Below are 12,674 nucleotides of genomic sequence, written 5' to 3'. Positions count from 1 at the left end.
ACACGCCAGTCTGGCAGCGGGTTCCTGCGCATTCAAACGGATTGTTGGAAACCGCCGCTCGAGACACTTGCCTGTGTGAAGACGCAGGATTCCCAGCACGGTTGTCCACCCGCCGCCTGGATCGTTCATTTTCGGGATCACATCGCCATGCAGTTCAGCAAATCGAACAAGCTCGCCAACGTCTGCTACGACATTCGCGGCCCGGTGCTCAAGCACGCCAAACGCCTGGAAGAGGAAGGCCACCGCATCCTCAAGCTGAACATCGGCAACCCGGCGCCCTTTGGTTTCGAAGCGCCGGACGAAATTCTCCAGGATGTGATCCGCAACCTGCCGACCGCCCAGGGCTACAGCGATTCCAAAGGCCTGTTCAGCGCGCGCAAGGCGGTGATGCAGTACTACCAACAGAAGCAGGTCGAAGGTGTCGGCATCGAAGACATCTACCTGGGCAACGGCGTGTCCGAGCTGATCGTGATGTCGCTGCAGGCGCTGCTCAACAACGGCGACGAAGTACTGGTGCCGGCGCCGGACTACCCGCTGTGGACCGCAGCCGTGAGCCTGGCCGGCGGTAACGCGGTGCATTACCTGTGCGATGAGGGCGCCGACTGGTTCCCGGACCTGGCCGACATCAAGGCCAAGATCACCCCGAACACCAAGGCGATGGTGATCATCAACCCGAACAACCCGACCGGCGCGGTGTATTCGAAGGAAGTACTGCTGGGCATGCTGGAACTGGCCCGTCAGCACAACCTGGTGGTGTTCTCCGACGAGATCTACGACAAGATCCTCTACGACGACGCCGTGCACATCTGCACCGCTTCGCTGGCCCCGGATCTGCTGTGCCTGACCTTCAACGGTCTGTCCAAATCGTATCGCGTGGCCGGTTTCCGTTCCGGCTGGATCGCCATTTCCGGGCCGAAACACAACGCTCACAGCTACATCGAAGGCATCGACATGCTGGCCAACATGCGCCTGTGCGCCAACGTGCCGAGCCAGCATGCGATCCAGACCGCTCTGGGTGGCTATCAGAGCATCAATGATCTGGTGCTGCCGCAAGGTCGCCTGCTGGAACAGCGCAACCGCACCTGGGAACTGCTCAACGACATTCCCGGCGTGAGCTGCGTGAAGCCGATGGGCGCGCTGTACGCGTTCCCGAAAATCGACCCGAAAGTCTGCCCGATCCACAACGACGAGAAATTCGTGCTCGACCTGCTGCTCTCCGAGAAGCTGCTGGTGGTGCAAGGCACGGCGTTCAACTGGCCTTGGCCTGACCACTTCCGCGTGGTCACGCTGCCACGGGTCGATGACCTGGACATGGCCATCGGTCGCATCGGCAACTTCCTCAAGTCCTACCGCCAGTAACCGGCGCTCAGTGCGCAACGGCCCGAACGTTGCGCACTGTCTGATTCAGCAACACTTCTGCTCCGCCCCTCCTCCAGCACCTTCTACACTTTCGACTCATACAAATCATGCGTGCCTGACGCAATGAGACCGGGTGCCGCGTGCCTGTCATCCATAGCGGATTCGGCGGTGGGAAATGTCCCATGCCCGACGAATCCGGTGTAGGACACAGTTTGAAATAGTCACTCGGTTGAATCGCCAGGTGCAGCACCTTATATACCCCGCAGTACGCTACATCTTTAGCTTGAGGAGATTTCTACAACCATGATGCGCATCCTGCTGTTTTTGGCCACTAACCTGGCGGTCGTGCTGATAGCCAGCATCACCCTGAGCCTTTTCGGCTTCAACGGGTTCATGGCGGCCAACGGGGTTGATCTCAACCTCAGTCAGCTGCTGGTCTTCTGTGCAGTCTTTGGTTTCGCCGGCTCCCTGTTCTCGCTGTTCATCTCCAAGTGGATGGCGAAGATGAGCACCAGCACCCAGATCATTACCCAGCCACGCACCCGCCACGAGCAATGGCTGCTGCAAACCGTCGAGCAACTGTCCCGGGAAGCCGGGATCAAGATGCCCGAAGTCGGGATTTTCCCGGCCTACGAAGCGAACGCCTTCGCTACCGGCTGGAACAAGAACGACGCACTGGTCGCGGTCAGCCAGGGCTTGCTCGAACGTTTCAAGGAAGATGAAGTGCGGGCCGTGCTGGCCCACGAGATCGGTCACGTGGCCAACGGCGACATGGTCACCCTGGCGTTGATCCAGGGCGTGGTGAACACCTTCGTGATGTTCTTTGCACGGATTATCGGCAACTTTGTCGACAAGGTGATCTTCAAGAACGAAGAAGGCCAGGGCATGGCCTACTACATCGCGACCATTTTCGCCGAACTGGTGCTGGGCATTCTGGCCAGCGCGATCGTGATGTGGTTCTCGCGTAAACGTGAGTTCCGTGCCGACGATGCCGGTGCACGCCTGGCCGGTACGGGCGCGATGATCAACGCATTGCAACGTCTGCGCGCCGAACAGGGCCTGCCGGTGCACATGCCTGACACCCTGAACGCCTTCGGCATCAACGGTGGCATCAAGCAGGGCTTCGCCCGCATGTTCATGAGCCACCCGCCGCTGGAAGAGCGTATCGACGCCCTGCGTCGTCGCGGTTGATCAAACCGGCGCACCAACCAAAAGGCCCGCAGTGATGCGGGCCTTTTTTTGCCTGTCGATTACTGTCCGGAAATCCGGTAAACCCGTTCCTCCAGCCGCGTAACGCCGGCCTGTACGAACTTCCAGCTGTCACCGAGTACATCCTGCTCTTCCAGCATCTCGACGCGCCAGGTACTGCCCAGCAAACGCTGCACTTCGGCATCGTCTACGGAAAATGGCGGCCCGGGCATCTGCGACTGGTCATAATCCAGCGTCACCAACAGGCCTCGGCATGTCGGCAAAAGACCCTGCAAGTGCGCCGCATAACGCTCGCGCATCGCTGGCGGCAAGGCAATCACTGCCGCCCGGTCATACAGCGCGGTGCAACCGGCCACATCAGCCGCCGTCAGCGAAAAGAAATCCCCGCACCACAACTCGATAGCGCCAGCGCGATAAACCTTGAAGTCGCCCTGCTCGATCACCTGCGGCTGCAATTGCTGCTCAAGAAAGAAGTCTTCCACAGCCTTCTCCGACAGCTCGACACCGAGCACCTGGTGACCACAGCCGGCAAGCCACAGCAGATCCAGACTTTTACCGCACAACGGCACCAACACACGCGCCTGCGGCGGGATGGCCAGATCGGGCCAGTGCCGCTGCAAATACGGGTTCACCTCAGGCTGGTGAAAGCCGATCTGGTTCGATTCCCACTTCTTGTGCCAAAACTCCGGCTGCATGCATCCTCCTAAGAATTCGATCAAAAGGCGTTAAAACTTATATTGGAATTAGATCAATGAACTGACTGAAGATGAGCCATCTTAACGCTCAGGAACCCTTCCATGTTTCCCAGCCTGTTTATCTCTCACGGCTCGCCCATGCTGGCGCTGGAGCCCGGCGCCAGCGGCCCGGCCCTGGCGCGGCTGGCGGCCGAACTGCCACGCCCGAAAGCCATCGTCATCGTTTCCGCTCATTGGGAAAGCCATGAGCTACTGGTCAGCAGCCATCCGCAACCGGAAACCTGGCACGACTTCGGTGGTTTCCCTCGCGCGCTGTTTGAAGTGCAGTACCCGGCACCGGGCAATCCGCAACTGGCCCGCGAGGTTGCCGACCTGCTGACCGCCAACAACCTGCCGGCGCGTCTCGACCCGCAACGACCGTTCGATCACGGCGTGTGGGTTCCGCTGTCGCTGATGTACCCGCAGGCCGATATCCCGGTGGTTCAGGTTTCCCTGCCCAGCCGTGGCGGCCCGGCCTTGCAGAACCGCGTCGGTCAGGCGCTGGCCAGTCTGCGCGATCAAGGCATTCTGTTGATCGGCTCCGGCAGCATCACTCACAACCTGCGGGAGCTGGACTGGCACGCCGGCCCGGAAAGCGTCGAGCCGTGGGCCCGGGATTTCCGCGACTGGATAGTCGACAAGCTGGCCACCAACGACGAAGCCGCCCTGCACGATTACCGCCAGCAGGCACCGAACGCCGTGCGCAGCCATCCAAGTGACGAGCACCTGTTGCCGCTGTACTTTGCCCGCGGCGCTGGCGGTGAATTCAGCATCGCCCATCAAGGCTTCACCATGGGCGCACTGGGCATGGACATCTACCGCTTCGGCTGATGCCTAAATCGCAGGCAAAAAAAATCCCCGAACCAGTCGGGGATTTTTTATGTTCGATCAATCAGCCCAGAGGCGGATCAATCTTCGCGGTAGCGACGCAGCTTCAACTGCTTGCCGGCAACGCGAGTGTCCTTCAGCTTGGTCAGGAGTTTGTCCAGACCATCTTCCGGCAGCTCGACGAGGCTGAAGCTGTCACGCACCTGGATGCGACCGATGGCTTCACGTGCCAGACCACCTTCGTTGAGGATGGCGCCCAGCAGGTTTTTTGCGGCGATACCGTCACGCGCGCCCAGCGCGGTACGGCAACGGGCACGGCCTTCGCCCAATGGCATCGGAGCACGACGCTCGCGGTCACCACGGTCCGGACGATCACCGGAACGCTCAGGACGGTCGCCACGTGGCGCGCTGTTCGGCACCAGTGGACGTTCCTTCTCGATCGCTGCCAGGTTCAGCGCCTGACCATTGGTGGCCTTGCGCAGCAGTGCGGCAGCCAGGGCACGTGGGGTGCAACCGATGTCGGCGGTCAGGCGATCCAGCAGATCACCGTGAGTCGATTCGGCGTCAGCCACCAGCGGCGACAGGCTGTTGGTCAGTTTCTTGATGCGGGCATCGAGAACGGCCTGGGCGTCCGGCAGACGCACTTCGGCAACTTTCTGACCGGTCACACGCTCGATTACCTGCAGCATGCGGCGCTCACGCGGAGTCACCAGCAGCAGCGCGCGGCCTTCGCGACCGGCACGGCCGGTACGGCCGATACGGTGCACGTAGGATTCCGGATCGTACGGCATGTCCACGTTGAACACGTGGGTGATGCGCGGAACGTCCAGACCACGGGCGGCTACGTCGGTCGCTACAACGATGTCCAGACGGCCATCTTTCAGCGAGTCGATGACGCGCTCACGCTGGTTCTGGGCGATGTCGCCGTTCAACGCTGCGGCTTTGTAGCCTTTGGCGTCGAGGGCGCTGGCCAGATCCAGGGTCGCTTGCTTGGTGCGCACGAACATGATCAGAGCGTCGAAATCTTCCACTTCCAGCAAGCTGAGAACGGCAGAAGTCTTCTGGTCAGCGTGAACCAACAGGTGAGCCTGTTCGATCGCGGTAACGGTCTGGGTCTTGCTCTGGATCTTCACGTGCTTTGGATCGCGCAGGTGACGCTCGGCGATGGCACGGATCGATTGCGGCAGGGTCGCCGAGAACAATACGGTCTGACGGGTTTCCGGCATGGCCTTGAAGATGACTTCGAGGTCGTCCATGAAGCCCAGTTTGAGCATTTCGTCTGCTTCGTCGAGAACCAGGTGGTTCACGGTCTGCAGTACTTTTTCGTCGCGACGCAGGTGGTCGCACAGACGGCCCGGAGTGGCGACAACGATCTGTGCGCCATTACGGATTGCTTTCAATTGTGGGCCCATCGGCGCGCCGCCGTAGACAGCCACAACAGTCACGCCCGGCATTTGCTTGGCGTAGGTTTCGAAAGCGGTTGCAACTTGCAGCGCCAACTCACGAGTTGGGGCCAGGATCAGAGCTTGCGGCTCGCGCTTGGACGGATCAATGCGGTGCAGGATAGGCAGGGCAAAGGCAGCGGTTTTACCGGTACCGGTTTGCGCCTGACCAATCATATCGTGACCGGCGAGGATGATCGGGATCGACTGCTGCTGAATGGCCGAAGGCTCTTCATAGCCGGTAGCGACTACTGCAGCGACAATATTGGGATGAAGTTCAAGAGCGGCGAAGCCGCCGATTTCCTGGGTCATGGGTCTGCCTCTAAGTGCATCCGCAAAGACCCATGCTCCAAAGCTGCACATGCCGTGTTGAGACTCAAGAGTCGCCCTGGCAGCTTTGTCGGCGGGGATTTGCGAAAACGAATGAATGAAAAAGAATCGTCAAGGAAGAGCCCGCAGTGCGGACGTGCAGCCGAAGCTGACTTCGGGGAATTGCGCTACCTAAACGCGGCCCGGTTAAAGGCCGGCGCGCACTATACCGGAATTTGCCCAAAAAGGGAGCTTTTTTTATCGGTGAAATACAGTTGTCACCGCTGTGTAACGGGGTTTTGCGGATAATCGGGCAAAGGTCTATTTTTCAGAGACCCCGGCCCTGCGGGCGATGGCGCTTAAACGATTCACCGACGTGCGGCATCTGGTCGCTGCACCCTTTCTTCCCCTGCGAGGAAACACCCATGAATCAGCCCTGCCCCGGCCGCGTGAGCCGTGCGCGCCACGGTCACGTGCATTTGATCGGTCTGGACCGCGCCGCCAAGCGCAATGCCTTCGACCTCGACCTGCTCAACGACCTGGCCCTGGCCTACGGCGAATTCGAGGCCGACAGTGACGCACGGGTGGCGGTGGTGTTCGGGCATGGCGAGCATTTCACCGCAGGGCTCGATCTGGTTAACGCCAGTTCCGCCCTCGCCCAAGGCTGGCAGGTACCGCCCGGTGGTTGCGATCCCTGGGGCGTGTTCGTCGGGCCACGGGTCAGCAAACCGGTGATTGTTGCCGCGCAGGGTTATTGCCTGACCATCGGTATCGAACTGATGCTCGCTGCCGACATCAACCTGTGCGCCAGCAACACTCGTTTCGCGCAGATGGAAGTACAACGCGGGATCTTTCCGTTCGGCGGTGCGACATTGCGCTTTCATCAGATCGCCGGCTGGGGCAATGCGATGCGCTGGTTGCTGACCGGTGACGAATTCGATGCCCACGATGCGTTGCGTCTGGGCCTGGTGCAGGAAGTCATGGCCAGCGAGGATCTGCTGCCGCGCGCCATCGAACTGGCCGAGCGCATCGCCCGGCAGGCACCGCTTGGCGTGCAGGCGACGCTGATGTCGGCGCGTCAGGCGCGCTATGAAGGCGAGACCGCAGCGGCTAAGAGCTTGCCGCCACTGGTGAAGAAGTTGCTGGCCACTGAAGACGCCAAGGAAGGTGTGCGCTCGCTGGTGGAGCGCAGGCCTGGCGTTTTCAAAGGCCTTTGAAGATCAGGTCGCCGGACGGATGCAGTTGATCAACGTCTGCAACGAGTAGCCCAGTTTCGGCGCCAGCGCTTCAGCCCGGGCGGTCAGCGCCTGCATGTCCAGCACCTGATCAAGATCTGCCGGCACGATCAGAATCACGTTGCCCTCTTTCACCGGCAGTTCCCAGTAATGCCGGTGATAGAGCCCGCGCAGCAGCGCCGCGCCCAAGGGTTTGCCGTCATCGGTGGCCCATTGGTTGATCACCAGCCAGCCACCGGGATTCAGACGCTTCTGACAGTCACCGAGGAAATTCCACGCGAGGTGCCCGGCGCCGGGGCCGACATCGGTGTACAGGTCGACGAAGATCAGATCCGCAGGTTCAGCGGTTGGCAGCAGTTCGAGGGCATCGCCGACGCGGATGTACAGCCGCGGATCGTCATCCAGCCCGAGGTATTCGATAGCCAGACGCGGCACATCCGGGCGCAGTTCGATGGCTTCGACATCTTCCAGCGGCAGGAACTTGAGGCAGGCCTGGGTCAGCGTTCCTGCGCCCAAGCCGAGAAACAGTGCGCTCTCCGGTTGCTCGTGGCATAGCGCGCCGATCAGCATCGCCCGGGTGTAGTCGTACTCCAGCCAGCTCGGATCGGCAGTAAACACGCAGCTTTGCTCGATCGCATCGCCGAACTCCAGAAAGCGGTAGTCGGCCACTTCCAGCACGCGAATCACGCCGAACTCATCCTGTACCTCGGCGAGCAACAGCTCGACGCGCTCCTCAGTCATTTCGTCTCCTGGTGGTCACCGGGCGCGGTGACGCGATGGCACCGCTGTGGTGCCGTGGCAAAGCGGCGATTGTCGGCGAAGCGGCGGGAGCAGGTCACGCACTAATTGCTGCTAACATGGCCGTCCGTGCGTAGAACCTTAGAGACCGTGATGAGCCAACCCTGGAGCCCTGACAGCTGGCGCGCCCTGCCGATCCAGCAACAACCCCAATACCCCGACGCCGCGCATCTGCGCCAGGTCGAGCAGACGCTGGCCAGCTACCCGCCGCTGGTGTTTGCCGGCGAAGCGCGCGAGCTGCGCCGTCAGTTTGCCGAAGTCACCCAGGGCCGGGCGTTCCTGCTGCAGGGCGGCGACTGCGCCGAAAGCTTCGCCGAGTTCTCTGCCGCGAAGATTCGCGACACCTTTAAAGTGTTGCTGCAAATGGCGATCGTCATGACCTTCGCCGCCGGTTGCCCGGTGGTCAAGGTCGGGCGCATGGCCGGCCAGTTCGCCAAGCCGCGCTCGGCCAATGACGAGACCATCGACGGCGTGACCCTGCCGGCCTACCGGGGCGACATCGTCAACGGCATCGGTTTCGACTCGGCCAGCCGCGTACCGGATCCGGAGCGTCTGCTGCAGTCCTATCACCAGTCCACCGCCACCCTCAACCTGCTGCGCGCCTTCGCCCAGGGCGGTTTTGCCGACCTGCATCAGGTGCACAAGTGGAATCTGGACTTCATCGCCAACTCGGCGCTGGCCGAGAAGTACAGCCACCTCGCCGACCGCATCGATGAAACCCTGGCGTTCATGCGCGCCTGCGGCATGGACAGCTCGCCGCAACTGCGCGAAACCAGCTTTTTCACCGCCCACGAAGCGCTGCTGCTGAACTACGAGGAAGCCTTCGTACGCCGCGACAGCCTGACCAACGATTACTACGATTGCTCGGCGCACATGCTGTGGATCGGCGACCGCACCCGTCAGCTCGACGGCGCCCACGTCGAGTTCCTGCGCGGGGTGAACAACCCGATCGGGGTGAAGGTCGGCCCGAGCATGAACCCCGACGACCTGATCCGCCTGATCGACGTGCTCAACCCGGACAACGATCCGGGTCGTCTGAACCTGATCGCGCGGATGGGTGCGAACAAGGTCGGCGATCACCTGCCGGCGCTGATCCGTGCGGTGCAGCGCGAAGGCAAGCAGGTGCTGTGGAGCTCCGACCCGATGCACGGCAACACCATCAAGGCCAGCAGCGGCTACAAGACCCGCGACTTCGCGCAGATCCTTGGCGAGGTGAAGCAGTTCTTCCAGGTTCACGAAGCGGAAGGCAGCTACGCCGGCGGCATCCACATCGAAATGACCGGGCAGAACGTCACCGAATGCATCGGTGGCGCGCGGCCGATCACTGAAGATGGCTTGTCGGATCGCTATCACACCCACTGCGACCCACGGATGAATGCCGATCAGTCGCTGGAACTGGCGTTCTTGATCGCCGAGACACTGAAACAGGTCAAACGCTAGATCGCGAGGGCGCTGGCTCAGTCAATTTGAGCCAGCGCCATCCGCAACCTCCCTGCACTTTCCCGCAGACAATTGAGCTGCACCTGCTCAAGCCCCAACCAGTCCGCCATACGCCGCAAGTTCAGCGCCAGCGCCAGCATCCCCGCGTCATCCAGTCCGGTTTCTTCCTCGTGGACCGCATGCACTGCCAAGCGCCCCGCCGCCCGTTCGGCGCGCAGGTCAACTCGCGCGACAATCCGTTCGTTGTGCAGGAACGGCAGCACGTAATAGCCGTAGACCCGCTTGTCCTGCGGCGTATAAATCTCCAGCCGATAGCGGAAATCGAACAGCCGCTCGGTTCGGCTGCGCTCCCAGATCAGTGAATCGAACGGCGACAGCAATGCACTGGCCTCGACCTTGCGCGGAATTTTCGGCTCGGGCAGGCAATAAGCGATCTGGCGCCAACCGGCGACTTCGCAGGTCAGCAGCTGCCCGTCCTCGACCAGTTCGGCCAGACGCGGGCGGGCATCGGAAGGATTCAGGCGGAAGTAATCACGCAGGTCCTTTTCCGTGCCGACACCCAGCGCCTGCGCTGCATGCAGCAGCAAACCGCGCTGGGCCTCGGCCTCGTCGGGCAATGGCTGTTGCAGCACGGAAGCCGGAATCACCCGCTCGGGCAAATCATACAAACGCTCGAAACCACGGCGTCCGGCCACGGTGACTTCGCCAGCGGCGAACAACCATTCCAGCGCGTGCTTTTCCGCACTCCAGTCCCACCACGGCCCGGCCTTTTCCTCGCGGGTCGACAGACTGCCAGCGCCCAATGCGCCCTGCTCCTCGACCGACGCCAGCACCCGGCGAATGGTGTCCTGTTGCTCGCGACCGAACCGCGCCAGTTGCTGATAGATGTCTTCACCGCGCTTGGCCCGCTGCATCCGCCAGCCCATCAACGGGTACATCGACAACGGCAGCAATGACGCCTCATGGCCCCAGTATTCGAACAGCGAACGACGTCGCCCCGAACTCCAGGCAGCCTGGTCGAGCAAGTCAGCAGAATAGGAACCGAGACGGGAGAACAGCGGCAGGTAGTGCGAGCGCACCACGGCGTTGACGGAGTCGATCTGCAACAGGCCGAGACGTTCGATCAGCCGGTTGACGTGCATCGCCTTGACAGCCGGCGGCTGGCGCCCGTGAAACCCTTGGGCAGCCAGTGCCAGACGTCGAGCCTGTTTAAGGGAAAAGGACAATGTCGCGGGCATGTGTACCTCCATGTCTGCTCGCAACCTACCTCACTACAAAGGGGTTTGTGTAGCGATGGCCTCATCATTTATGCATCGGATCGTCCCAGAACGGCCGCACCGATTCATGTTCGACGTCGGCACGGCTGACCCCGATGTCCTTCAACGCTTCGTCGCTCAGACTGGCAAGCAACTCGCGTTCGCGGTGAAGTTCGTACCAGCGGCTAAACTTGTGCAGCAGATCGGAAATCAGATGGACCGGCACTCTTTCATCGCTCACATACAGTTTTTGACCTTTCATCGTGTTGCCCTCCTTTAGGGATGGCTCAAGTCTCGCGCCGGCGCTACGATCAATCCAACGAATGTTTCTGATGGCATGCATCACGGAGATTCATCAATTGTCGGCGTACCCGAGTATCGATACCGATGTTCTGCGCACCTTTGTCGCGATTGCCGATCAGGGCGGTTTTACCCGTGCCGGCGAAATGGTCAACCGCACCCAATCGGCGGTGAGCATGCAGATGAAGCGTCTGGAAGAAGACGTGTTGCAGCGCCAGTTATTCGAACGCGACGGGCGTCAGGTGCGCCTGACCGCCGAAGGCCAGGTGTTGCTTGGCTACGCGCGGCGCATCCTGAAATTGCACAGCGAAGTCTTCAACACCCTGCGCGAGCCACACATGGTCGGCACGGTGCGGATCGGCACGCCGGACGATTACGTGATGCGGTTTCTGCCGGGAATCCTGTCGCGCTTCGCCCAGTTCTATCCGCTGATCCAGATCGAAGTGCACTGCGAGTCGACCAAACAGTTGCTGCAGCGCACGGACCTGGATCTGTCGATCGTCACCCGCGAGCCGGGCAACGAGATTGGCCAGTTGCTGCGCAAGGAGCGTTTCGTCTGGGCCGAGGCGCAGAATTTCAGCGCCCACGAACAAACGCCGTTGCCGCTGGCGATGTTCAACAGTGATTGCTTCTGCCGCCTGTGGGCGTGCAATGCGCTGGACGCAATGGGCCGCGAGTACCGGATTGCCTACAACAGCACCAGCCTGTCGGCGTTGATGGCGGTGGTGAGCGCGGGTCTGGCGATCACCGCGCAACTGGAAAGCCTGATCACCCCGGACCTGCGGATTCTCGGGGCCGCCGAGGATCTGCCGCTGTTGCCCGAGGCCAGCATCATGCTGATCCGCAACCTCAACAATCCCTCGCCGATCACCGAATGCCTGGCCGAGCACATCGTCGAAGGCTTCAAACTTTAAAGGCGAGCATCACCGCGCACAGCACCAGGAACCCGCAGAACAGCCCGCGCAGGAGTTTTTCCGGCATCGCGTGGGCCACTTTCACGCCCCAACTGATACTGGCCAGACCGCCGATGGCCAGCGGCAGGCCGATCATCCAGTCCACTTCGTGGTGCACCGCGTACGTCACCAGCGTGACGCCGGTGCTCGGCAATGCCAGCGCCAGCGACAGACCCTGAGCGACCACTTGAGTAGTGCCGAACAGGCTGGTCAGCACCGGCGTCGCCACCACCGCCCCACCGACACCGAACAAGCCGCCCATGGTGCCCGACGCCGCGCCGAGCACGCCCAGCCACGGCCACGAATAACGCATCTCGGAAGTCGCCGCCGGGCGGGCGCCGAACATGCGCACCAGGTTGTAGGCCGACAACGCCACGAGGAACGCGACAAACCCGATGCGCATGGTTTGCGCGTCGATGCCCACGGCCCAGATCGAGCCGATCCACGCGAAACAGAATCCCATCACTGCCAGCGGCAACGCATGGCGGAGTTCGATGCGATTGCGCTGGTGATAACGCCACAACGCCAGCATCACGTTCGGTACCACCATCACCAGCGCCGTGCCTTGGGCGATCTGCTGATCGAGCCCGAACCACACGCCCAGCAGCGGAATGGCAATCAAGCCTCCGCCGATGCCGAAGATCCCACCCAAAGTGCCAAGGACGGCGCCAAACAACAGGTACAGCAAAAACTCGATCACAGCGTAATTCCTCATACGTCAGGCGACTCATCCTACGCAGTCGGCGCTGGCACGGAAACGCACAGCAACGCACAATGGCTGTGCCAAATTCGCATAGGCACTGAGCTGACT

General features: G+C 61.5%; 12 protein-coding genes. 6 read left to right on the top strand and 6 right to left on the bottom strand.

The window, feature by feature from the left end; genetic code table 11:
* Positions 1-147: 147 nt before the first annotated feature.
* Entirely contained in the window at positions 148-1,359 is a 1,212-nt protein-coding gene (locus tag PMI24_RS16190) for a pyridoxal phosphate-dependent aminotransferase (protein ID WP_007955711.1), read from the top strand.
* Between the two features lie 303 nt (positions 1,360-1,662).
* Complete coding sequence (gene htpX / locus PMI24_RS16185) at positions 1,663-2,550, top strand: protease HtpX (protein ID WP_007955710.1); 888 nt, start codon at positions 1,663-1,665, stop codon at positions 2,548-2,550.
* A 59-nt stretch (positions 2,551-2,609) separates the two neighbouring features.
* Here the strand turns inward: htpX and PMI24_RS16180 are convergent, their stop codons facing one another.
* Positions 2,610-3,263 (bottom strand): thiopurine S-methyltransferase, encoded by a 654-nt coding sequence (locus tag PMI24_RS16180; protein ID WP_007955709.1) that lies wholly within the window; start codon positions 3,261-3,263, stop codon positions 2,610-2,612.
* Between the two features lie 102 nt (positions 3,264-3,365).
* Between PMI24_RS16180 and PMI24_RS16175 the strand changes: the two genes are divergently transcribed.
* Complete coding sequence (locus tag PMI24_RS16175) at positions 3,366-4,133, top strand: DODA-type extradiol aromatic ring-opening family dioxygenase (RefSeq protein ID WP_007955708.1); 768 nt, start codon at positions 3,366-3,368, stop codon at positions 4,131-4,133.
* Between the two features lie 77 nt (positions 4,134-4,210).
* Here the strand turns inward: PMI24_RS16175 and PMI24_RS16170 are convergent, their stop codons facing one another.
* Positions 4,211-5,884: a DEAD/DEAH box helicase gene (locus PMI24_RS16170; RefSeq protein WP_007955707.1), complete on the bottom strand. Its 1,674-nt coding sequence runs from the start codon at positions 5,882-5,884 to the stop codon at positions 4,211-4,213.
* Positions 5,885-6,306: 422 nt separating this feature from the next.
* Between PMI24_RS16170 and PMI24_RS16165 the strand changes: the two genes are divergently transcribed.
* Positions 6,307-7,098, top strand: a complete 792-nt coding sequence (locus tag PMI24_RS16165) for a crotonase/enoyl-CoA hydratase family protein (RefSeq protein ID WP_007955706.1) — start codon at positions 6,307-6,309, stop codon at positions 7,096-7,098.
* A gap of 3 nt (positions 7,099-7,101) precedes the next feature.
* Here the strand turns inward: PMI24_RS16165 and PMI24_RS16160 are convergent, their stop codons facing one another.
* Positions 7,102-7,857, bottom strand: coding sequence for a spermidine synthase (locus PMI24_RS16160; protein ID WP_007955705.1), 756 nt, complete (start codon positions 7,855-7,857; stop codon positions 7,102-7,104).
* 150 nt (positions 7,858-8,007) lie between these two features.
* On the opposite strand from PMI24_RS16160, the gene PMI24_RS16155 reads away from it, so the two are divergent.
* Positions 8,008-9,354, top strand: coding sequence for a class II 3-deoxy-7-phosphoheptulonate synthase (locus PMI24_RS16155; RefSeq protein ID WP_007955704.1), 1,347 nt, complete (start codon positions 8,008-8,010; stop codon positions 9,352-9,354).
* A 17-nt stretch (positions 9,355-9,371) separates the two neighbouring features.
* Here the strand turns inward: PMI24_RS16155 and PMI24_RS16150 are convergent, their stop codons facing one another.
* Complete coding sequence (locus tag PMI24_RS16150) at positions 9,372-10,592, bottom strand: winged helix-turn-helix domain-containing protein (RefSeq protein ID WP_007955703.1); 1,221 nt, start codon at positions 10,590-10,592, stop codon at positions 9,372-9,374.
* A gap of 64 nt (positions 10,593-10,656) precedes the next feature.
* On the bottom strand, positions 10,657-10,872 hold the full coding sequence (locus PMI24_RS16145) for a DUF1127 domain-containing protein (protein WP_007955702.1): 216 nt from the start codon (positions 10,870-10,872) through the stop codon (positions 10,657-10,659).
* Positions 10,873-10,969: 97 nt separating this feature from the next.
* Here PMI24_RS16145 and PMI24_RS16140 point away from each other — a divergent pair, with 97 nt between their 5' ends.
* Positions 10,970-11,824, top strand: a complete 855-nt coding sequence (locus PMI24_RS16140; protein WP_007955701.1) for a LysR substrate-binding domain-containing protein — start codon at positions 10,970-10,972, stop codon at positions 11,822-11,824.
* Here the strand turns inward: PMI24_RS16140 and PMI24_RS16135 are convergent.
* Complete coding sequence (locus PMI24_RS16135) at positions 11,814-12,563, bottom strand: sulfite exporter TauE/SafE family protein (RefSeq protein ID WP_045121790.1); 750 nt, start codon at positions 12,561-12,563, stop codon at positions 11,814-11,816. The two genes, PMI24_RS16140 and PMI24_RS16135, sit on opposite strands and share 11 nt — an antisense overlap.
* Positions 12,564-12,674: the final 111 nt, after the last annotated feature.

This window comes from Pseudomonas sp. GM25, from assembly GCF_000282255.1.
In the GTDB taxonomy this organism is placed as follows: domain Bacteria; phylum Pseudomonadota; class Gammaproteobacteria; order Pseudomonadales; family Pseudomonadaceae; genus Aquipseudomonas; species Aquipseudomonas aphyarum.
The sequence above is the reverse complement of the archived record's forward strand: the minus strand, read 5'-3'. Positions and strand labels throughout refer to the sequence as shown.

What these genes read in the sequence shown, in the direction of transcription:
- PMI24_RS16175 (WP_007955708.1), top strand. Translation starts at nt 3,366, where the DNA reads ATGTTTCCCAGCCTGTTTATCTCTCACGGCTCGCCCATGCTGGCGCTG.
- PMI24_RS16155 (WP_007955704.1), top strand. Translation starts at nt 8,008, where the DNA reads ATGAGCCAACCCTGGAGCCCTGACAGCTGGCGCGCCCTGCCGATCCAG.
- PMI24_RS16160 (WP_007955705.1), bottom strand. Translation starts at nt 7,857, where the DNA reads ATGACTGAGGAGCGCGTCGAGCTGTTGCTCGCCGAGGTACAGGATGAG.
- PMI24_RS16190 (WP_007955711.1), top strand. Translation starts at nt 148, where the DNA reads ATGCAGTTCAGCAAATCGAACAAGCTCGCCAACGTCTGCTACGACATT.
- PMI24_RS16150 (WP_007955703.1), bottom strand. Translation starts at nt 10,592, where the DNA reads ATGCCCGCGACATTGTCCTTTTCCCTTAAACAGGCTCGACGTCTGGCA.
- PMI24_RS16165 (WP_007955706.1), top strand. Translation starts at nt 6,307, where the DNA reads ATGAATCAGCCCTGCCCCGGCCGCGTGAGCCGTGCGCGCCACGGTCAC.
- htpX (WP_007955710.1), top strand. Translation starts at nt 1,663, where the DNA reads ATGATGCGCATCCTGCTGTTTTTGGCCACTAACCTGGCGGTCGTGCTG.
- PMI24_RS16180 (WP_007955709.1), bottom strand. Translation starts at nt 3,263, where the DNA reads ATGCAGCCGGAGTTTTGGCACAAGAAGTGGGAATCGAACCAGATCGGC.
- PMI24_RS16170 (WP_007955707.1), bottom strand. Translation starts at nt 5,884, where the DNA reads ATGACCCAGGAAATCGGCGGCTTCGCCGCTCTTGAACTTCATCCCAAT.
- PMI24_RS16145 (WP_007955702.1), bottom strand. Translation starts at nt 10,872, where the DNA reads ATGAAAGGTCAAAAACTGTATGTGAGCGATGAAAGAGTGCCGGTCCAT.